The 19,402-nt window shown below is 69.2% G+C and carries 18 protein-coding genes and 1 tRNA gene; 18 read left to right on the top strand and 1 reads right to left on the bottom strand.

What is annotated here, in order from left to right; all coding sequences use genetic code 11:
• Positions 1 to 6: 6 nt before the first annotated feature.
• The 18 genes from fmt to ACTJKK_RS03640 all read left to right on the top strand — a co-directional run bounded on the left by fmt (position 7) and on the right by ACTJKK_RS03640 (position 19,239).
• Positions 7 to 927, top strand: a complete 921-nt coding sequence (fmt, locus tag ACTJKK_RS03725; protein ID WP_440747047.1) for a methionyl-tRNA formyltransferase — start codon at positions 7 to 9, stop codon at positions 925 to 927.
• Complete coding sequence (locus ACTJKK_RS03720; RefSeq protein WP_440747046.1) at positions 924 to 2,402, top strand: RsmB/NOP family class I SAM-dependent RNA methyltransferase; 1,479 nt, start codon at positions 924 to 926, stop codon at positions 2,400 to 2,402. Before fmt ends, ACTJKK_RS03720 begins: the two co-directional genes overlap by 4 nt.
• A 2-nt stretch (positions 2,403 to 2,404) precedes the next feature.
• Positions 2,405 to 3,085 carry a ribulose-phosphate 3-epimerase gene (gene rpe / locus ACTJKK_RS03715; RefSeq protein WP_440747045.1) on the top strand — a complete coding sequence of 227 codons (681 nt, stop codon included), beginning with the start codon at positions 2,405 to 2,407 and terminating at the stop codon, positions 3,083 to 3,085.
• Positions 3,082 to 3,345, top strand: coding sequence for a phosphoribosyl-ATP diphosphatase (locus ACTJKK_RS03710; protein WP_017202142.1), 264 nt, complete (start codon positions 3,082 to 3,084; stop codon positions 3,343 to 3,345). The genes rpe and ACTJKK_RS03710 overlap by 4 nt, the downstream gene beginning before the upstream one ends.
• Positions 3,346 to 3,383: 38 nt before the next feature.
• Positions 3,384 to 4,223, top strand: coding sequence for an ATP phosphoribosyltransferase (gene hisG, locus ACTJKK_RS03705; protein ID WP_247632201.1), 840 nt, complete (start codon positions 3,384 to 3,386; stop codon positions 4,221 to 4,223).
• On the top strand, positions 4,223 to 4,984 hold the full coding sequence (gene hisF, locus ACTJKK_RS03700) for an imidazole glycerol phosphate synthase subunit HisF (RefSeq protein WP_440747044.1): 762 nt from the start codon (positions 4,223 to 4,225) through the stop codon (positions 4,982 to 4,984). Before hisG ends, hisF begins: the two co-directional genes overlap by 1 nt.
• Positions 4,981 to 5,340, top strand: a complete 360-nt coding sequence (hisI, locus tag ACTJKK_RS03695) for a phosphoribosyl-AMP cyclohydrolase (RefSeq protein ID WP_247956170.1) — start codon at positions 4,981 to 4,983, stop codon at positions 5,338 to 5,340. Before hisF ends, hisI begins: the two co-directional genes overlap by 4 nt.
• Complete coding sequence (locus ACTJKK_RS03690) at positions 5,337 to 5,927, top strand: Trp biosynthesis-associated membrane protein (protein WP_247622463.1); 591 nt, start codon at positions 5,337 to 5,339, stop codon at positions 5,925 to 5,927. Before hisI ends, ACTJKK_RS03690 begins: the two co-directional genes overlap by 4 nt.
• Before the next feature lie 47 nt (positions 5,928 to 5,974).
• On the top strand, positions 5,975 to 6,205 hold the full coding sequence (locus ACTJKK_RS03685) for an HGxxPAAW family protein (protein WP_247622464.1): 231 nt from the start codon (positions 5,975 to 5,977) through the stop codon (positions 6,203 to 6,205).
• Positions 6,205 to 6,984, top strand: a complete 780-nt coding sequence (gene trpC, locus ACTJKK_RS03680; protein WP_440747043.1) for an indole-3-glycerol phosphate synthase TrpC — start codon at positions 6,205 to 6,207, stop codon at positions 6,982 to 6,984. Before ACTJKK_RS03685 ends, trpC begins: the two co-directional genes overlap by 1 nt.
• The gene (gene trpB, locus ACTJKK_RS03675) at positions 6,981 to 8,201 is read left to right on the top strand and encodes a tryptophan synthase subunit beta (RefSeq protein ID WP_440747042.1); all 1,221 of its coding nucleotides are present in this window, start codon (positions 6,981 to 6,983) and stop codon (positions 8,199 to 8,201) included. Before trpC ends, trpB begins: the two co-directional genes overlap by 4 nt.
• Complete coding sequence (gene trpA / locus ACTJKK_RS03670) at positions 8,198 to 9,001, top strand: tryptophan synthase subunit alpha (RefSeq protein WP_440747041.1); 804 nt, start codon at positions 8,198 to 8,200, stop codon at positions 8,999 to 9,001. Before trpB ends, trpA begins: the two co-directional genes overlap by 4 nt.
• Before the next feature lie 10 nt (positions 9,002 to 9,011).
• A complete protein-coding gene (gene lgt, locus ACTJKK_RS03665) occupies positions 9,012 to 10,040 on the top strand; it encodes a prolipoprotein diacylglyceryl transferase (RefSeq protein ID WP_247956167.1) in 1,029 nt (342 codons plus the stop codon).
• Positions 10,041 to 10,185: 145 nt separating this feature from the next.
• A complete protein-coding gene (gltB, locus tag ACTJKK_RS03660; RefSeq protein WP_247957605.1) occupies positions 10,186 to 14,709 on the top strand; it encodes a glutamate synthase large subunit in 4,524 nt (1,507 codons plus the stop codon).
• On the top strand, positions 14,702 to 16,168 hold the full coding sequence (locus ACTJKK_RS03655; protein WP_247632208.1) for a glutamate synthase subunit beta: 1,467 nt from the start codon (positions 14,702 to 14,704) through the stop codon (positions 16,166 to 16,168). The genes gltB and ACTJKK_RS03655 overlap by 8 nt, the downstream gene beginning before the upstream one ends.
• Positions 16,169 to 16,222: 54 nt before the next feature.
• Positions 16,223 to 17,671: a pyruvate kinase gene (gene pyk, locus ACTJKK_RS03650; protein WP_247632209.1), complete on the top strand. Its 1,449-nt coding sequence runs from the start codon at positions 16,223 to 16,225 to the stop codon at positions 17,669 to 17,671.
• A 99-nt stretch (positions 17,672 to 17,770) separates the two neighbouring features.
• On the top strand, positions 17,771 to 18,574 hold the full coding sequence (locus ACTJKK_RS03645; protein ID WP_440747040.1) for an alpha/beta fold hydrolase: 804 nt from the start codon (positions 17,771 to 17,773) through the stop codon (positions 18,572 to 18,574).
• A complete protein-coding gene (locus ACTJKK_RS03640) occupies positions 18,571 to 19,239 on the top strand; it encodes an esterase/lipase family protein (RefSeq protein ID WP_440747039.1) in 669 nt (222 codons plus the stop codon). Before ACTJKK_RS03645 ends, ACTJKK_RS03640 begins: the two co-directional genes overlap by 4 nt.
• Positions 19,240 to 19,254: 15 nt before the next feature.
• Here ACTJKK_RS03640 and ACTJKK_RS03635 read toward each other — a convergent pair.
• Positions 19,255 to 19,337, bottom strand: a tRNA-Leu gene (locus ACTJKK_RS03635).
• Positions 19,338 to 19,402: the final 65 nt, after the last annotated feature.

Genomic DNA, 19,402 nt, shown 5'->3' with positions numbered 1-19,402 from the left:
CCTTTCATGCGCCTCGTCTTCGCCGGCACACCGGCCGCCGCCGTTCCCACGCTCCGCCGCCTGGCGACCGAGCACGATGTCGTCGGTGTCGTCACACGACCCGATGCGCCGCTCGGACGCAAACGGGTGCTCACGCCGTCCCCGGTCGCCCAGGCCGCTGTCGAGCTCGGCATCCCCGTCATCGCCGCTGCCCGTCTCGACACCGAGGCGACCGAACGCATCCTCGCCCTCGAACCGGAGCTCGGCGTGATTGTCGCCTACGGTGGCCTCGTGCGGGAGCCGCTCCTCTCGGCGCCCCGCGAGGGCTGGATCAACCTGCATTTCTCGATCCTGCCCGCGTGGCGCGGCGCCGCACCGGTGCAGCGCGCGCTGATCGCCGGCGATCCCGTGCTCGGTGCGAGCGTGTTCCGGCTCGTCGCAGAGCTCGATGCGGGCGACGTGTTCGCGACGCGGGAGATCGCGCTTCCCGACTCGTCGACCGCAGACGTCGCCCTCGCGGCACTCGCCGACGACGGTGCGGCGCTCACCGCCGACGTGGTCGCCGCGATCGCCGACGGCAGCGCCCGCGCCGTTCCCCAGACGGGAGCGCCCACCTTCGCCCCCAAACTCACGCTCGAGGACGGCGCCCTCGACTGGTCGGCCCCGGTCGAGGCCGTCTTCGCGCGGTTCCGCGGGGTCACCCCCGAACCCGGCGCGCATACGACCGTCGGCGGACAGCGGGTGAAGATCCTCGAAGCCGCTCCTGCTACTGAGAGCGCTCAGCTCGCACCGGGAGAAATCAGCGCGACGAAGACGGCGGTGCTGATCGGCACCGCGTCCGCCCCGCTCGCCGTCACGCGCGTGCAACCCGCGGGCAAGGGAGCCATGAACGCCGCCGACTGGTGGCGCGGACAGCGGGACGCCGAAGGGATGCGTGCGGGATCATGAGCGACGACAAGCGACGGCGCCCGGGCAAGCCCGGTCCCTCCCGTCCCCGGACCGATGCCACGCAGCGATCTGCACGGGGCAGCGGGCAGCGGGTGCAGGCCCGCACCGTGCAGCCCGCACGACGGGTGGCCTACGGAGTCCTTCGTGCCGTGTCCGAGGACGACGCCTACGCGAACCTCGCGCTGCCGCACGCGATCGGCGAAGCCGGACTCACTCCGCAGGACGCGGCGCTGGCGACCGAGCTCACCTACGGCACGCTCCGCCGTCGCGGCACCTACGACGCGATCATCTCCGCCGCTGCCGATCGTCCGGTCGACTCGATCGATCCTGCGGTCCTCGATGCGCTGCGCCTGGCCGTGCATCAGCTGCTCGCCACGCGCGTGGCATCGCACGCCGCGGTGAACGAGTCGGTGAACATCGTCGCCACCGAGGTGAGCCGGGGAGCGTCGAGCTTCGCCAACGCCGTGCTCCGCCGCGTCTCGCGCGAGACGCCGGGCGAGTGGCAGGACAAGATCGAGTCGTCCGCGCGGTCCGATGACGAGCGCCTGGCACTGCGCAGCGCGCATCCCGTCTGGGTGATCCGTGCGCTTCGCCGAGCGCTCGACGCCGAGGGCCGGGTGTCGGAACTCGATGCGCTTCTCGAGGCCGACAATGCCTCTCCGGAGGTGACGCTGGTCGCCCTTCCCGGGCTCGCCGAGCCGGCGGAACCCCGTCGCCCGTATGCCGCGACCGCGTTCGGATCGCCCGGCGGCGATCCCCACCGCATCATCACCGATGCGCGCGGAACCGTCCGCGTGCAGGACGAGGGCTCACAGCTCGTCGCGCTGGCTCTCGCCGCGGCGAAGCCGATCGCCCCCGGAGAGAAGTGGCTCGACCTCTGCGCGGGCCCCGGCGGCAAGACCGCCCTGCTCGGCGCGATCGCCCACGAGACCGGTGCCGTGCTCGAAGCGAACGAGGTGGTCCCGACCCGCGCGGGGCTGGTGCGCAGCGCGCTGCGTCCGGTCCCCGGAGACATCCCGGTGCACGAAGAGGATGGCCGTGTGCTCGCCGCCTCTCGCCCCGGCGAGTTCGATCGCGTGCTCGTCGACGCTCCCTGCACCGGTCTCGGTGCGCTGAGGCGACGCCCGGAGGCACGCTGGCGCAAGTCACCCGCCGATGTCGCCGAGCTGGTTCCGCTCCAGGAGCAGCTGCTGTCGGCGGCGGTCGACGCCCTCGCGCCCGGCGGCATCGTGGCCTACGTCACCTGTTCACCTCACCTCGCCGAGACGACCGGAGTGGTGCAGGAGGTTCTCCGCGGGAGGGAGGACCTCGTCGAGCTCGATGCCCGGGCCGTGATCTCCGAGATCTCCCGTTCGCCGATCGATCTCGCATCCGACGGCCGCGCCGAGTCCGGTTCCGTCCAGCTGTGGCCGCACCGTCACGGCACCGACGCCATGTTCCTCGCGCTCCTGCAGCGCGTACCGAAGGGAGAGTGACCGTGGAGCTTCCCCGCGCGCCGCGCATCAACCCGAGCATCCTCGCCGCCGATTTCGTCAACATGCAGAGGGACCTCGCGAAGATCGCCTCCGCCGACTTCGCGCACGTCGACGTCATGGACAACCACTTCGTGCCGAATCTCACGTTCGGACCGCAGATGGTCGAGCGGATCCAGGCGACGAGTCCGATCCCGCTCGACGTGCATCTGATGATCTCGGATCCCGACCGCTGGGCTCCCGGTTACGCCGAGCTGGGGGCCGCGAGCGTGACGTTCCATCTCGAGGCCGCCGCCGATCCGGTGGCGCTCGCCCGCCGTCTGCGCGACATCGGTGCGCGTGCCGGCGTGGCGATCAAGCCGGGGACCGCGGGGGAGAGTCTTTACGACATCCTCGACGAGTTCGATCAGATCCTCGTGATGACCGTCGAGCCCGGCTTCGGCGGCCAGGGGTTCATACCCGAGACGATGCCGAAGCTGCGCGGACTCGCCGACGAGGCGCGGCGTCGGGGATCCGATGTGTGGTTGCAGGTGGACGGGGGGATCTCCGATCGCACGATCGAGATCGCCGCAGCCGCGGGGGCCGACACCTTCGTCGCGGGATCGGCGGTGTACGGTGCCGACGACGTCGAAGCCGCCGTCACGCGGCTCAGGGGCCTCGCGGGAGCCGGTAGCCTGGAAGCGTGAAGACTTTCGACGAGCTGTTCGCCGAGCTCAGCGTCAAGGCCGAGACCCGACCCGAGGGATCGGGCACGGTCGCCGAGCTCGACGGCGGCGTGCACACCATCGGCAAGAAGATCGTCGAGGAGGCCGCCGAGGTCTGGATGGCCTCGGAGTACGAATCCGATGAGGCCGCCGCCGAGGAGATCTCCCAGCTGCTCTACCACGTTCAGGTGATGATGCTCGCGAAGGGACTCTCCCTGCAGGACGTCTATCGACATCTGTGATGCGCTCCGCCCATCCCGATTCGATCTGAAAGTCAGACATGCTGCGCATTGCCGTTCCCAACAAGGGCTCTCTCTCCGAGACCGCCGCCGAGATGCTCGCGGAGGCCGGATACGCCGGCCGGCGCGACCCCAAGACCCTGCACGTGATCGACGCCGAGAACGACGTCGAGTTCTTCTTCCTCCGCCCGCGTGACATCGCCACCTATGTGGCGTCCGGCGCGCTCGACGTGGGGATCACCGGTCGTGACCTCCTCCTCGACGTGCAGCAGCCCGCGCGCGAGATCGAGCAGCTCGGATTCGGTGGCTCGACGTTCCGCTTCGCGGGCCCTCCGGGGCGATTCTCCTCGCTGGAGGACCTCGAGGGCGTGCGCGTCGCGTCCGCCTACCCGGGCCTCGTCGGCGCCTTCCTGCGCGAGCACGGTGTCACCGCCGAACTCGTGCAGCTCGACGGTGCCGTCGAGTCGGCCGTGCGCCTGGGAGTGGCGGATGCCGTGGCCGATGTGGTCTCGACCGGTACGACCCTCCGTCAGGCGGGTCTGGAGATCTTCGGCCCGGTGATCCTCGAGTCCGAGGCCGTACTGATCAGCCGTGACGGCGATGCCGATGGCACCGACACGCTGTTGCGTCGCCTGCGCGGGGTGATGGTCGCCCGCCGCTACGTGCTGGTCGACTACGACCTGCCGGCCGAACTCGTCGATCAGGCCGTCGCGATCGCTCCGGGGCGAGAGTCTCCGACGATCTCGCCGCTGCGCGATCCCGCCTGGGTCGCCGTCCGGGTGATGATCCCGCGCAAGCGCGTGAACCAGGTGATGGACGACCTCTACGCGCTCGGAGCGCGGGCGATCCTCGTCACCGCCATCCACGCCGCGAGGCTCTGATGGCTCTCGCGCGGCGCGTGATCCCGTGCCTCGACGTCGCCGACGGCCGCGTCGTGAAGGGCGTGAACTTCGAGAACCTCCGCGACATGGGGGACCCTGTCGAACTCGCCCGGCACTACGCCGCTCAGGGCGCGGACGAGATCACCTTCCTCGATGTCACGGCCACGGTCGACGCCCGTGCGACGACCTACGACGTCGTGCAGCGCACGGCGGAGCAGGTCTTCGTGCCGTTGACCGTCGGCGGGGGAGTGCGCACCGTCGACGACGTCGCTCGGCTTCTGGCCGTTGGTGCGGACAAGGTCGGCGTCAACTCCGCGGCCATCGCGCGGCCCGACCTCATCGGCGAGATCGCCGACCGCTTCGGCGCACAGGTGCTCGTGCTGTCGCTCGACGTCAAGCGCGCGGGGGACACCGCCTCCGGTTTCGTCGTCACCACGCACGGAGGCCGCACGCAGACGACGCTCGATGCCCTGGAGTGGGCGCGCGAAGCTGCCGAGCGCGGGGCCGGAGAGCTTCTCGTGAACTCGATCGACGCGGATGGCACGCGCGACGGTTTCGACCTCGAGCTGGTGAGCCTCATGCGTGAGGTCGCGACCGTCCCCGTGATCGCCTCCGGTGGTGCCGGTGCCGTGGAGCACTTCGCCCCGGCGATCCACGCGGGAGCCGATGCCGTGCTCGCCGCGAGCGTGTTCCACACGGGCGCGCTGACCGTCGGCGATGTGAAGGATGCGCTGCGCGCAGAAGGAGTGCTGGTCCGATGACCGATCTCGATGCCAGGGTCGCCCAGGTGGCCTGGAACTCCGATGGGCTCGCCCCGGTGATCGTGCAGCAGTACGACTCGCACGAGGTGCTCATGATGGCGTGGGTCGACGAGGAGGCCCTGCGGCGCACCCTCACGTCCGGTCGTGCGACGTACTGGTCGCGTTCGCGCCAGGAGTACTGGCGCAAGGGCGACACCTCCGGCAACATCCAGGTCGTGCACGGAGCCCGACTCGACTGCGACGGCGACGCGATCCTGCTCTCGGTCGATCAGACCGGCCCCGCGTGCCACACAGGGACGCGCACGTGCTTCGACACGACCGATCTCGAAGCCGTGGCCGGGGGCGCGTCCGAATGAACGTGGCGCGACGCGGACGTTCGATCACCCTCCTCGGGTTCCTTCTCGCCGGTGCGATCGGGATCATCTCGTCGACGCAGACCTGGTTGACCGTGCAGCGAGCGGATGCCGGGGCCGAGATCCTCGTCCCCGGAGCATCCGCGCTGGTGCTGCTCGCCCCGCTGAGTCTCGCCGTGCTCGCGCTCGGCGCGGCGCTGTCGATCGCCGGCCCGGTACTGCGCCTGATCTTCGCGGTGCTCGCCGCCGTGGCCGCCGTGTTCCTCGGGTGGTCGACGCTCCAGCTGCTCGTCGGGGTGCCGCTGTCGGCCGTGGCTCCGACGGTGACCGAGGCGACGGGTCTCGCCGGTGATTCCGCCGTCGAGACGGTCGTCGCGTCGATCACCCCCTCAGCCTGGCCGGTCATCGCACTGGTCGGGTGGGTGCTGCTCCTCGCCGCCGCGGTGTTCGCGCTGTGCACGTGGCGACGCTGGAAGAGCGGCGGGCGTCGGTACCGCACGGGAGACGATGTCCCCGCCCACACCGACGGCCCCGTCGATGCGATCGATTCCTGGGACGACCTGTCCCGCGGAACCGATCCGACCCGATGACCCCGATAGACTGAATCCCATCCCGCTGTCGTTCCCCGGAGGAGACCATGACCAACCCGATCGCCGACCCCGGCCACGGACACTCGCCTGCGGCTTGGACCGCTGTCGTGATCATGCTCATCGGCTTCACCGCCGCCACGGTCGCGTTCTGCTTCGAGCAGCCGACCCTCGTCTGGATCACGGCCGCGTTGATCCCGATCGGTGCGCTCGTCGGTTGGATCCTCGCCAAGGCCGGTTACGGCGTGAAGGGCCCCAAGTACTCGCCGAAGGCGCACTAGTGGTTCTCGCCGACCTGACGGCCGGCGCTGTCTCAGACGCCGAGCGTCGCGCCCTGTCGCGTCCGTTGGCGCAGGTCGAGCGCGAAGCCCTCGCGCGGCCCGCCGCGAAGGATGCGCTGTCGTTCCTCGCCCCCGCGGAGCGAGTGAAGATCATCGCCGAGGTCAAGCGTGCGAGTCCGTCGCGCGGGGCACTCGCCGACATCCCCGATCCGGCACTCCAGGCCTCGCTGTACGAGACCGGCGGTGCGTCGGCGATCAGCGTGCTGACCGAGGAGCGTCGTTTCGGTGGCAGTCTGGCCGACCTCGAGGCCGTCACCGCCCGCGTATCGCTGCCGGTGCTGCGCAAGGATTTCATCGCCACCCGCTATCAGGTGCTCGAAGCACGCGCCGCCGGCGCCGACCTGGTGCTGCTGATCGTCGCCGGACTGGAGCCTGCCGTGCTGCGGGAGCTCTTCGGGTTCATCGGCGAGCTCGGTATGACGCCGCTCGTCGAGACGCACTCCGCCGACGAGCTGGAGGCGGCGATCGATCTCGGTGCACCGCTCATCGGGGTGAACGCACGCGACCTGACGACGCTCGAGCTCGATCGCGATCTCTTCGGACGACTGTCCGACCGCATCCCGGACTCCGCGATCAAGATCGCCGAGTCCGCGGTCCTCACACCCGCCGACGTCGCTCACTACCGGGGTGCGGGCGCCGACGTCGTCCTCATCGGCGAGGCGCTCGTCACCGGGGACCCGGTCGCGACACTCACCACTTTCCTGGAGGCCGGCGAATGAGCCTGCGTGAACAGCATGGTCCGTACTTCGGAAGCTTCGGTGGCCGGTACATGCCGGAATCGCTCATCGCGGCGATCGACGAACTGACGGCGGCCTACGAGGCCGCAGTCGCCGATCCGGAATTCCGTGCGGAACTCGCCGCGCTCCTGACCTCCTATGCCGGGCGCCCGTCGATCCTCACCGAGGTGCCGCGTTTCGCCGAGCACGCCGGGGGAGCGCGCGTCTTCCTCAAGCGCGAGGACCTCAACCACACGGGTTCGCACAAGATCAACAACGTTCTGGGGCAGGCGCTGCTGACGAAGCGCCTGGGCAAGACCCGCGTCATCGCCGAGACCGGTGCGGGGCAGCACGGTGTCGCCACTGCCACCGCCGCGGCGCTCTTCGGACTCGAGTGCACGATCTACATGGGCGAGGTCGACACCGAGCGCCAGGCACTGAACGTCGCGCGCATGCGGCTGCTCGGTGCAGAGGTCGTCGCGGTGACCTCGGGCTCGCGCACCCTCAAGGACGCGATCAACGACGCCTACCGCGACTGGGTCGCCTCGGTCGAGACAACCAACTACATCTTCGGCACCGCCGCGGGTCCGCACCCGTTCCCGGCGATGGTCCGAGACTTCCAGAAGATCATCGGCGAAGAGGCGCGCGAGCAGCTCCTCTCCGAGGTCGGACGCCTTCCGGACGCCGTCGTGGCGTGCGTCGGCGGGGGCTCCAACGCGATCGGCATGTTCGACGCGTTCCTCGACGACGAAGGCGTGCGACTGTACGGCGTCGAGGCCGCGGGCGACGGCGTCGACACCCCGCGGCACGCGGCGTCGATCGAGCGCGGCCGTCCGGGTGTGCTCCACGGTTCGCGCACCTACGTTCTGCAGGACGGCGACGGCCAGACCGTCGAGTCCCACTCGATCTCGGCCGGCCTCGACTACCCGGGGGTCGGGCCGGAGCACTCGTGGCTCGCCGACATCGGGCGAGCCACATACATCCCCGCCACGGATGACGAGGCGATGCAGGCGCTGCGCCTGCTCAGCCGCACCGAGGGCATCATCCCGGCCATCGAGTCGGCCCACGCTCTCGCCGGTGCGCTGCGCATCGGACGCGAACTCGGACCGGATGCCGTCATCGCGGTGTGCCTGTCGGGACGCGGGGACAAGGACATGGCGACGGCCGCGACCTACTTCGACCTCTACGACGCCTCGACGACCGATGGAGGAGATCAGTGAGTCGCATCGAGCGCGCCTTCGAGAAGGCGGAGTCCGAGGGACGCAAGGTCTTCGTCGGCTACCTCCCGGTCGGCTACCCCGATCTCGAGACGAGCATCCAGGCGGCGATCACCCTCGCCCGCAACGGGGTCGACATCATCGAGCTCGGACCGCCCTACAGTGATCCGGTCATGGACGGCGCCGTCATCCAGGAGGCGACGACCGCCGCGCTGGCCGCCGGCTTCCGGACGGCCGATCTCTTCACCGCGCTGCGCGCCATCACCGCGGCCACCGATGTTCCGGTCCTCGTCATGACCTACTGGAACCCGGTCGTGCAGTACGGCGTCGACCGGTACGCCGACGACCTGCTCGCCGCCGGTGGGGCGGGGCTCATCACCCCCGACATCACGCCCGAGGTCGCCGACGAGTGGGTCGCCGCGAGCGAGCGCACCGGCCTCGACCGGGTCTTCCTCGCCGCGCCGACCTCGTCCGATGAACGACTCGCCCTGGTCGTGCGTTCGTCCACCGGTTTCGTCTACACCGTCTCGACCATGGGAATCACGGGGGAGCGGGACGAACTGGACCGCGCCGCCCGTACCCTCGTCGGGCGCCTGCGCGCACAGGGCGCCACCCGTGCCTGCGTCGGGATCGGCATCTCCACGCCCGAGCAGATCGCCGCGGTGTCCGAGTACGCCGACGGTGCGATCGTCGGTACGGCGCTCGTCCGCGCCCTCCGCGACGGGGGCCTCGACGCTCTCGCCGAGGTCACCCGAACCCTGGCGGACGGCACGTCGTCGTCGCGCCCCGTCACCGAGAAGTAGGATCGCACTCATGTCCCTCGCGCTCCACAGCACCCTCACCGGCGTGCTCACCAGCATCCCGAGCCCGCCCGTGTCGTCCTTCACTCTCGGGCCGCTCACGATCCACTACTACGCGCTGTGCATCATCGCGGGGATCATCGTCGCCACGCTGCTGACCAACCACCGCCTCACCAAGCGCGGAGCGGAGCCGTGGGTCGTCATCGACATCTCGATCCTCGCGGTCCCGCTCGCCATCATCGGTGCGCGGATCTTCCACGTCGCCACCCACCCGAACGACTACTTCGGCGAGGGCATCAACACCTGGAACCCGTTCCAGCCGGGATCCGTCTGGGCGATCTGGGAGGGTGGCATCGCCATTTTCGGCGCCCTCATCGGCGGTGCAGTCGGTGCGTACCTCGGCTGCAAGTGGACCGGCATCCGGTTCTGGACCTTCGCCGACGCCCTCGCGCCGGGACTGCTCCTCGCGCAGGCGATGGGCCGGTTCGGCAACTGGTTCAACCACGAGCTCTTCGGCCTCCCGACCGATCTGCCCTGGGGACTCGAGATCGAGTCGACGAACAGCGCCTTCCCGCCCGGACTCCCGGAGGGCACGCTCTTCCACCCGACCTTCCTCTACGAGGTCATCTGGAACGGCCTGGGCGTCATCGTGCTGCTGTGGCTCGGTCGCAAGCTGTTCTTCCAGTGGGGCCGCCTCTTCGCGATCTACCTCATCTGGTACAGCGCAGGACGCGTCGTCTGGGAGTCGATCCGCATCGATCCGAGCGAGATCATCCTCGGCCTGCGAAGCAACGTCGCAGCCGCGATCCTCGGCATCATCGTGGGTCTCGTGATCCTCGTCGTGCAGACGCGTCGCCACCCCGGACTCGAGCCGTCGCCGTACGTGCCCGGCCGGTCGCGGAAGGACCAGGACGACGCTGATGTACAATCGCAGGACAATCCCTCTGACTTCGTGGACGTGAGCGAGCCTCCGGCAGACGACGTCACCGCAGGAGCTACCGCCACAAGCACCGCTCCCACGAGCGAGAACGGCTCCCGATAGCCGCCACCTCGTGGCGCGAGAGAACCATTGCACTGAACGAGCGGGCCAACGTCGTCCCCGGTGTCACTTGAATATCTGAGGACGGTAACTGGTGTACTTCCAGCCCCCTTACGGCGCCTCCGGCGCTTATCCCCCGAAGCAGGGCATGTACAACCCGGCGTTCGAGAAGGATGCCTGTGGCCTGGCCATGGTCGCGACGCTGCGCGGCTACGCCGGGCACGACATCATCGCGCTCGCGCTCGAGGCGCTGCGCAACCTCGAGCACCGCGGTGCGATCGGCTCGGATGCCGGCACCGGTGACGGAGCGGGCATCCTGACCCAGATGCCGGATGCGTTCCTCCGCGCGGTCACCGACTTCGACCTGCCGCCGGTGGGGGAGTACGCCGCGGGGCTCGCGTTCCTGCCCCGCGATTCCAGCGATCGCCGCCAGCAGAAGGCCGGCATCGAGAAGATCGCCCGCGCCGAGGGCCTGCGCGTCCTCGGCTGGCGCGAGGTCCCCACGGTCAACGAGCACCTCGGCAAGCTGGCCGACGAGGCCCGTCCCGCCTTCGAGCAGCTCTTCGTGAGCGCCGGGGGAACGACCCACGCGCATGCGCCCCTCACGGACATCGCGCTCGACCGAGTCGCCTACCGTCTCCGCAAGCGCGCAGGCCATGAGCTCGGCGCCTACTTCGTGTCGCTGTCGAGCCGCACGCTCGGCTACAAGGGCATGGTCACGACACTCCAGCTCGAGCCGTTCTACCCGGACCTCCAGGACGAGCGCTTCGCCTCCGAGCTCGCGGTCGTGCACTCCCGCTACTCGACAAACACCTTCCCGTCGTGGCCGCTCGCGCAGCCGCTGCGCATGCTCGCCCACAACGGCGAGATCAACACCGTCGGCGGCAACCGCAACTGGATGCGCGCCCGTCAGTCGCAGCTCGAGTCCGAACTGCTCGGTGACGTGCGCCCCCTGCTGCCGATCTGCACCGACGGCGCCAGCGACTCCGCCTCCTTCGACGAGGTTCTGGAGCTGCTCACGCTGACCGGCCGCAGCCTGCCGCACGCCATCATGATGATGGTTCCCGAGGCGTACGAGAAGCAGACCGACATCACGCCGGAGCTGCGCGCCTTCTACGAGTACCACTCGAACCAGATGGAGCCGTGGGACGGCCCGGCCGCACTCATCTTCACGGACGGCACGCTCGTCGGCGCGACGCTCGACCGCAACGGTCTGCGTCCGGGGCGCTGGACGGAGACCACCGACGGTCTCATCGTCATCGGCTCCGAGACCGGCGTCCTCACCTTCGAGCCGGAGCGCATCAAGCGCCGCGGTCGCCTGCGCCCGGGGAAGATGTTCCTCGTCGACACCGCGCAGCGCCGGATCGTCGAGGACGAGGAGATCAAGCGCGAGCTCTCCACTCAGCAGCCGTGGCAGGAGTGGCTCGACGCGGGTTCCGTGCGTCTGGCCGAACTGCCCGAGCGTGAGCACATCGTGCACCCGCCGGCATCCATCACGCGCCGCCAGCGCACGTTCGGCTACACCGAGGAAGAGGTCCGCATCCTCCTGACCCCGATGGGCCAGAACGGCGCGGAGCCGCTCGGTGCCATGGGCTCCGACACGCCCATCGCCGTGCTCAGCAAGCGTCCTCGTCTGCTGTTCGACTACTTCACGCAGCAGTTCGCCCAGGTGACGAACCCGCCGCTGGACTCGATCCGTGAAGAGGTCGTCACGAGCCTCAAGCTCGGACTCGGTCCCGAGAGCAACCTGCTGTCGTGGGGCCCCGAGCACACCCGCACGGTGTCGCTCGACTTCCCGGTCATCGACAACGACGAGCTCGCCAAGATCCGCCACATCGACAAGGCGCTGCCCGACCGCTCGAGCGTCACCATCCGCGGTCTCTACCACTTCGACGCCGGGCCCCAGACGCTCACCGATCGTCTCGATGAGATGTGCGCAGAGGTCGATGCGGCGATCGAGGCGGGCGCGGAGTTCATCATCCTGTCGGATCGCGACTCGAACAAGGATCTCGTCCCGATCCCGTCGCTGCTGATGGTCGCGGCGGTGCATCACCACCTCATCCGTCGCGAGAACCGCATGAAGGTCGGCCTGATCGTCGAGGCCGGAGACGTGCGCGAGGTCCATCACGTGGCCACGCTCATCGGGTACGGCGCGTCCGCCGTGAACCCCTACCTGGCGATGGAGACGGTCGAGCACCTCGTGCGCACCGGTTACATCACCGGCATCTCGCCGGAGAAGGCCGTCCGCAACCTGATCTACGCGCTCGGCAAGGGCGTGCTCAAGATCATGTCGAAGATGGGCATCTCCACGGTGTCGTCGTATGCCGGCGCGCAGGTGTTCGAGGCCGTCGGCCTCAGCCAGGAGTTCATCGACGCCTACTTCACCCGCACCGAGTCGAAGCTCGGCGGGATCGGCATCGACGAGGTCTTCGCCGAGAACCAGGCCCGTCACGACTACGCCTATCCGGAGGATGCCGCGGCCCGTGCGCACGAGCGCCTGTGGACCGGCGGCGAGTACCAGTGGCGCCGCGACGGCTCGCCCCACCTCTTCAGCCCGGAGACGGTGTTCAAGCTGCAGCACTCCACGCGCACCCGCCGCTACGACATCTTCCGCGAGTACACCAAGCTCGTCGACGACCAGGCGGCGGAGCTCAAGACCCTGCGCGGTCTGTTCACGTTGCGCACCGGAACCCGCAAGCCGGTTCCGATCGACGAGGTGGAACCCGTCTCCGCCATCGTCAAGCGCTTCTCGACCGGAGCGATGAGCTACGGCTCCATCTCCCAGGAGGCGCACGAGACGCTGGCGATCGCGATGAACCGCATCGGCGGCAAGTCGAACACCGGTGAGGGCGGTGAGGACTCCGAGCGTCTGCTCGACCCGGAGCGCCGCAGCGCGATCAAGCAGGTGGCCTCGGGTCGCTTCGGCGTGACGAGCCAGTACCTCACCGAGTCCGACGACATCCAGATCAAGCTCGCGCAGGGCGCCAAGCCCGGCGAGGGCGGTCAGCTGCCGCCGCAGAAGGTGTACCCCTGGGTGGCGCGCACACGCGGCGGCACCCCGGGTGTCGGCCTCATCTCGCCGCCACCGCACCACGACATCTACTCGATCGAGGACCTCAAGCAGCTCATCTTCGATCTGAAGAGGGCCAACCCCGAGGCGCGCATCCACACGAAGCTGGTCAGCCAGTCGGGCATCGGCGCGGTCTCGGCCGGCGTCGCGAAGGCGCTCAGCGACGTCATCCTCGTCTCCGGCCACGACGGGGGAACGGGTGCCAGCCCGCTGAACTCCCTCAAGCACGCCGGAACGCCGTGGGAGCTCGGTCTCGCCGAGACCCAGCAGACCCTCATGCTCAACGGCATGCGCGACCGCGTGGTCGTGCAGGTCGACGGGCAGCTGAAGACCGGTCGTGACGTCATCATCGGCGCGCTGCTCGGCGCCGAGGAGTTCGGTTTCGCGACCGCGCCCCTCGTCGTCAGCGGCTGCATCATGATGCGCGTCTGCCACCTCGACACCTGCCCCGTCGGCGTCGCCACGCAGAACCCGGCGCTGCGCGAGCGGTTCACCGGAAAGCCCGAGTTCGTCGTGAACTTCATGGAGTTCATCGCCGAAGAGGTGCGTGAGCTGCTCGCAGAGCTCGGATTCCGCTCGATCGACGAGATCGTGGGACGCGCCGAGCTGCTCGAGACGAACGCGGCCATCGAGCACTGGAAGACCGACGGCCTCGATCTGACGCCCGTGCTCGAGGGACCGGTCTTCCCGGCCGGCGAGCCGCGTCGCAGCGGCCGGACGCAGGACCACGAGCTGGAGAAGCACTTCGACGTGCAGCTCATCGACATCGCGAAGAACGCCCTCCTCAACGGAGAGCCCGTCGTCGTGGAGCTGCCCATCGCCAACACCGAGCGTGCGGTCGGCACGATGCTGGGCCACCAGGTCACGGCGCGTCACGGCGCGGCCGGGCTGCCCCGCGGCACGATCGACGTCACTCTGCACGGCACCGCCGGGCAGTCGCTCGGCGCCTTCATGCCGCAGGGCATCGTGCTGCGGCTCGAGGGCGACGCGAACGACTACGTCGGCAAGGGCCTCTCCGGTGGCGACATCACGATCCGGCCGCCCCGCGGCTCGCAGATCGCTCCGCAGGAGAACGTGATCGCCGGCAACGTCATCGGCTACGGAGCGACCGCGGGCACGATGTTCATCTCGGGCGTCGTGGGCGAGCGCTTCCTCGTCCGGAACTCCGGTGCCACCGCCGTCGTCGAGGGCGTGGGCGACCACGCGCTCGAGTACATGACCGGTGGTCTGGCCGTCATCCTGGGCTCGACGGGCCGCAACTTCGGCGCCGGTATGTCCGGGGGAGTGGCGTACGTGCACGCGCTCGACACCGCCAAGATCAACGCGCAGTCCCTCGGCAGCGGCGAGCTGCTCCTCGAGCCGCTCGACCGCGCCGATCTCGAGGTGCTGCGCAGTCTCCTCGTCGAGCACGTCGAACGCACTGCGTCGCCGCTCGGCACCGAACTCCTCGACCGCTTCGCCGAGGTCTCGGCGGAGTTCGTCAAGGTCCTCCCGCGTGACTTCGCCGCCGTGCGCAGCATGCGCGAGGAGGCAGTGGCCGAGGGGATCGACCCCGACGGCGACATCGTCTGGAACCGCATCCTGGAGGTGACCGGTGGCTGATCCCAAAGGCTTTCTGAAGGTAACCGAGCGCGAGCTCCCCGCCCGCCGTCCGGTTCCCGTCCGCATCATGGACTGGAAAGAGGTCTACGAGCCGGGCGATAAGGCGGTGCTCCGCCGCCAGGCGGGCCGTTGCATGGACTGCGGCGTGCCGTTCTGCCACTCGGGGTGCCCGCTGGGCAACCTGATCCCGGAGTGGAACGACCTGACGTGGCGCGGCGAAGGCCGCGCGGCGATCGACCGCCTGCACGCGACGAACAACTTCCCGGAGTTCACAGGCCGTCTGTGCCCGGCGCCCTGCGAGAGCTCCTGCGTGCTGGGCATCAACCAGCCCGCCGTGACGATCAAGCAGATCGAGGTCTCGATCATCGACGAGGCCTTCTCCAAGGGATGGGTCGAGGCGCAGCCTCCGGAGCGCCTGACCGGCAAGACCGTCGCGGTCGTCGGTTCCGGCCCGGCCGGACTCGCCGCCGCGCAGCAGCTCACGCGCGCCGGGCACACCGTCGCCGTCTTCGAGCGCGACGACCGCATCGGCGGCCTGCTCCGCTACGGCATCCCGGACTTCAAGATGGAGAAGGGGCAGCTCGAGTCGCGCCTGCGCCAGATGCAGGAGGAGGGCACCCGCTTCCGCGCGGGCGTCGAGATCGGCAAGGACATCTCGTGGGCCGACCTGCGCGCCCGGTACGACGCGGTCGTCATCGCCACCGGTTCGACGGTTCCCCGCGACCTGTCGATCCCGGGCCGCGACCTCGACGGCGTGCACTTCGCCATGGAGTACCTCGTCGAGTCGAACCATGCCGTCGCCGGAGACACGGTCACCGACCAGATCTCGGCCGAGGGCAAGCACGTCATCGTCATCGGCGGTGGAGACACCGGAGCCGACTGCATCGGCACCGCGCACCGCCAGGGTGCGTTGAGCGTGACCAACCTCGCGATCGGTAAGCAGCCGAGCGACACGCGCCCCGACCACCAGCCGTGGCCGATGATGCCGACCGTGTTCGAGGTCTCCTCCGCCCACGAGGAGGGCGGGGAGCGCGTGTTCCTCGCGTCGACCGTGGAGTTCCTCTCGAACGAGGTCGGAGAGGTGCGCGCACTGCGCGTCGCCGAGACCGAGTACATCGACGGACGCCGCGTGCCCAAGAGCGGCACGGAGCGCGAGATCCCCGCGGACCTCGTGCTGATCGCAATGGGCTTCACCGGTCCCGAGACCGACGGCTTCACCGAGGACACCCGTCCGCAGCTCACCGATCGCGGTGCCTTCCGGCGCGACGCGACCTACGAGTCCACCATCCCGGGCGTGTTCGTCGCGGGTGATGCCGGACGCGGACAGTCGCTCATCGTGTGGGCCATCGCCGAGGGCCGCGCCGCGGCCGCGAGCGTCGACCTGTACCTGATGGGCAGCACCGTTCTGCCGTCTCCCGTTCAGCCGCACGATGTCGCTATCGGCCTTCAGCCCGCGTAGGCTGAGGCCGGCAGTGTCGCCCGAGTTCTATCCCTTTATCCCCTGGAGAATCTGTTGAGACGCGCGAAAATCGTCGCCACCCTGGGCCCCGCAACTTCCACCTATGAGACCGTGCGTGCGCTGATCGACGCCGGTGTGGATGTCGCGCGCCTGAACCTCAGCCACGGTGACTACTCCGTGCACGAGAACAACTACGCGAACGTGCGGCGCGCCGCAGAGGACTCGGGACGCGCGGTCGCGATCCTCGTCGACCTGCAGGGGCCGAAGATCCGTCTGGGCAAGTTCGAGGGCGGCCCCTACGAGCTCGCCCAGGGCGACATCTTCAAGATCACGACCGAAGACATCGTCGGCAACAAGGACATCTCCGGCACGACCTTCAAGGGCCTGCCCCAGGACGTCAAGCCGGGAGACTACCTCCTGATCGACGACGGCAAGGTGCGCGTCGAGGTCGTCGAGACCGACGGCGTGACGGTGACCACCAAGGTCGTCGTCGCCGGTGCCGTCTCGAACAACAAGGGCATCAACCTCCCCGGCGTCGCGGTCAACGTTCCGGCGCTGAGCGAGAAGGACGAAGAGGACCTCCGGTGGGGTCTGCGCATCGGCGCCGACCTGATCGCCCTCTCCTTCGTCCGCAACGCGGAGGACGTCACGCGCGTGCACGAGATCATGGCGGAGGAGGGCGTGCGCGTCCCCGTGATCGCCAAGGTCGAGAAGCCGCAGGCGGTCGACGCGCTCGAGGGCATCGTCGACGCGTTCGACGCCATCATGGTCGCCCGCGGTGACCTGGGTGTCGAGCTGCCGCTCGAAGCCGTGCCGATCGTGCAGAAGCGCGCCGTCGAGCTCGCTCGCCGCAACGCGAAGCCCGTCATCGTCGCGACGCAGATGCTCGAGTCGATGATCAACAGCCCGGTCCCGACGCGCGCCGAGACCTCGGACGTCGCCAACGCCGTGCTCGACGGTGCGGATGCCGTCATGCTCTCGGGCGAGACCAGCGTCGGCGACTATCCGGTCGTCACCGTCGAGACCATGGCCCGCATCGTCGAGTCGACCGAAGAGCACGGCCTGGAGCGCATCGCGCCGCTGACGACCAAGCCGCGCACGCAGGGCGGCGCGATCACGCTCGCCGCCCTCGAGGTCGCGGAGTTCGTCGAGGCGAAGTTCCTCTGCGTGTTCACGCAGTCCGGTGACAGCGCTCGTCGCCTGTCGCGCCTGCGTTCGCGCATCCCGATGCTCGCGTTCACGCCGGAGCCCGACATCCGTCGTCGTATGGCGCTGACCTGGGGCATCCAGTCGACGCTCGTCGAGATGGTGCAGCACACCGACCTCATGTACCTGCAGGTCGACGACTACCTGCTCTCCAACGGCCTCGCCGTCGAGGGCGACAAGGTCGTCGTCATCTCCGGGTCCCCTCCCGGAATCGCGGGTTCGACCAACGACATCCGCGTCCACAAGGTCGGAGACGCCGTCAACGGCGCTGCTCCCATCTACAAGGAAGGCGTCTGACCCGAGGGTCGTGAAGGGGCGGGGCTTCGGCTCCGCCCCTTCGTCGTCCGCCACGTCAACCCGGTGACGCACATCGCCTCGCACGGGTAGCGTGCGAACATGGATCTCCGCCGTCGCCGTCTCGTTCTCGACGGAACCGTCTTCGGAATCGTCACGGGTACGACCCGGCACCACCCGCTGGTCCCGACCGCGCCGGTCCCGACGGTGGTGTTGGTGCACGGCATCGGCATGTCGCACCGGTACCATCGACGCCTTCTGCGGATGCTGTCCGCGGAAGCCCCCGTCGTGGCGGTGGATCTGCCGGGGTTCGGCGGGTTGCCGAAACCCCGTGAGGATGTCGACATCGGTCGGATGGCCCGGCTGCTGATACAACTCCTCCCGATCCTCTGTGGCGGCCCCGTGATCCTCGTGGGGCACTCGATGGGCGCGCAATGGGCTGCAGAGGTCGCCCACCTCGCGCCGCATCTCGTCCGTTCCCTGGTGCTGATCGGCCCGGTCGCGGACGACGAGCACCGTTCGCTCCCTGCCCAGGCGTTCGCGCTCGCGCTCGACAGCGTGGGGGAGAGCCCGGCGACGAACGCCCTCGTCTTCGCGGACTACCTGCGGTGCGGGGTGCCGTGGTACCTCGCACAGGCGCGGCACATGTTGCGGTACGCGCTGGAGGACGTCGTCGGAGGGCTTCTCATGCCGGTGCTGGTGATCCGAGGCCTGAACGATCCCATCGCCGGGTCGGCGTGGTGCCGCCGCCTTCGTGACCGAGCGGTCGTCTCGCATCTCGTCGAGATCCCCGGCGGTCGTCACGTGGTGCATCGCTCGGAACCACGGGCGGTGTGCTCAGCGATCCTCGACCACGCCGGCGTTGCTCGCGCCCGCGCGCTCGCGAGCGATGACGGGGAGCGATGACGGACTGCGCGATCCGCAAGGCAGCCTGGTGGGCGGCCGACTACGCCTACGCAGGGTACTGGCAGGCGCGCGCGTTCCTGAGTCGGAGCAGCGCGGAGGCCTACGCCGAGGGGGAGCGTGCACCGTTGGTCATCCTCCCCGGTGTCTATGAGACGTGGCGATTCCTGGAGCCGCTGGTCGCTCGACTCAACGACCGAGGACACAGGGTTCACGTGCTCGAGACGCTGGAGCGCAGCCAGCGTCCGGTCGCAGAGATGGCGGCGCTCGTCGAGGGCTATCTGGACGAGAACGATCTGCATGACGTGATCCTCGTCGCCCATAGCAAAGGGGGACTGGCCGGGAAGATGGTGATGACCGGGCGGGAGGGCGCTCGCGTTCGAGCGATGCTCGCGGTCGCGACGCCGTTCCGCGGTTCGCGCTACGCGAGGCGGATCCCCTCGCGCACCCTGCGTGCGTTCTCGCCCGAGGATCCGGGCATCGTCGCGCTCTCCCGCAGTGTCGATGCGAACGCGCGGATCGTTTCGATCTACGCGGGATTCGACCCGCACATCCCTGAGGGGAGCGAGCTGCCGGGCGCCAAGAACGTCCGACTCGACACCGGAGGGCACTTCCGGATCCTCGCCGATCCGCGGGTCGTCGAGGAACTCGAACTCATGGCAGGATGAGTCGATCTGTCTGTGTGCCGGCGGTGGGACTCGAACCCACACGCCCTTTCGGACAAAGCATTTTGAGTGCTCCGCGTCTGCCATTCCGCCACGCCGGCCCGTGTATCGCGACTACGACTGTAGCGCAGAAGGAGCCGTCCCGACGCCGTGCCGACGCGCACGG

The organism is Microbacterium sp. 22179, from assembly GCF_052045715.1.
GTDB classification, from domain to species: Bacteria; Actinomycetota; Actinomycetes; order Actinomycetales; family Microbacteriaceae; genus Microbacterium; species Microbacterium galbinum.
The sequence above is the reverse complement of the archived record's forward strand: the minus strand, read 5'-3'. Positions and strand labels throughout refer to the sequence as shown.

What these genes read in the sequence shown, in the direction of transcription:
- hisI (WP_247956170.1), top strand. Translation starts at nt 4,981, where the DNA reads ATGACCGATCTCGATGCCAGGGTCGCCCAGGTGGCCTGGAACTCCGAT.
- ACTJKK_RS03640 (WP_440747039.1), top strand. Translation starts at nt 18,571, where the DNA reads ATGACGGACTGCGCGATCCGCAAGGCAGCCTGGTGGGCGGCCGACTAC.
- lgt (WP_247956167.1), top strand. Translation starts at nt 9,012, where the DNA reads ATGTCCCTCGCGCTCCACAGCACCCTCACCGGCGTGCTCACCAGCATC.
- gltB (WP_247957605.1), top strand. Translation starts at nt 10,186, where the DNA reads ATGTACAACCCGGCGTTCGAGAAGGATGCCTGTGGCCTGGCCATGGTC.
- fmt (WP_440747047.1), top strand. Translation starts at nt 7, where the DNA reads ATGCGCCTCGTCTTCGCCGGCACACCGGCCGCCGCCGTTCCCACGCTC.
- trpB (WP_440747042.1), top strand. Translation starts at nt 6,981, where the DNA reads ATGAGCCTGCGTGAACAGCATGGTCCGTACTTCGGAAGCTTCGGTGGC.
- ACTJKK_RS03685 (WP_247622464.1), top strand. Translation starts at nt 5,975, where the DNA reads ATGACCAACCCGATCGCCGACCCCGGCCACGGACACTCGCCTGCGGCT.
- hisG (WP_247632201.1), top strand. Translation starts at nt 3,384, where the DNA reads ATGCTGCGCATTGCCGTTCCCAACAAGGGCTCTCTCTCCGAGACCGCC.
- ACTJKK_RS03645 (WP_440747040.1), top strand. Translation starts at nt 17,771, where the DNA reads ATGGATCTCCGCCGTCGCCGTCTCGTTCTCGACGGAACCGTCTTCGGA.
- hisF (WP_440747044.1), top strand. Translation starts at nt 4,223, where the DNA reads ATGGCTCTCGCGCGGCGCGTGATCCCGTGCCTCGACGTCGCCGACGGC.
- ACTJKK_RS03690 (WP_247622463.1), top strand. Translation starts at nt 5,337, where the DNA reads ATGAACGTGGCGCGACGCGGACGTTCGATCACCCTCCTCGGGTTCCTT.
- ACTJKK_RS03720 (WP_440747046.1), top strand. Translation starts at nt 924, where the DNA reads ATGAGCGACGACAAGCGACGGCGCCCGGGCAAGCCCGGTCCCTCCCGT.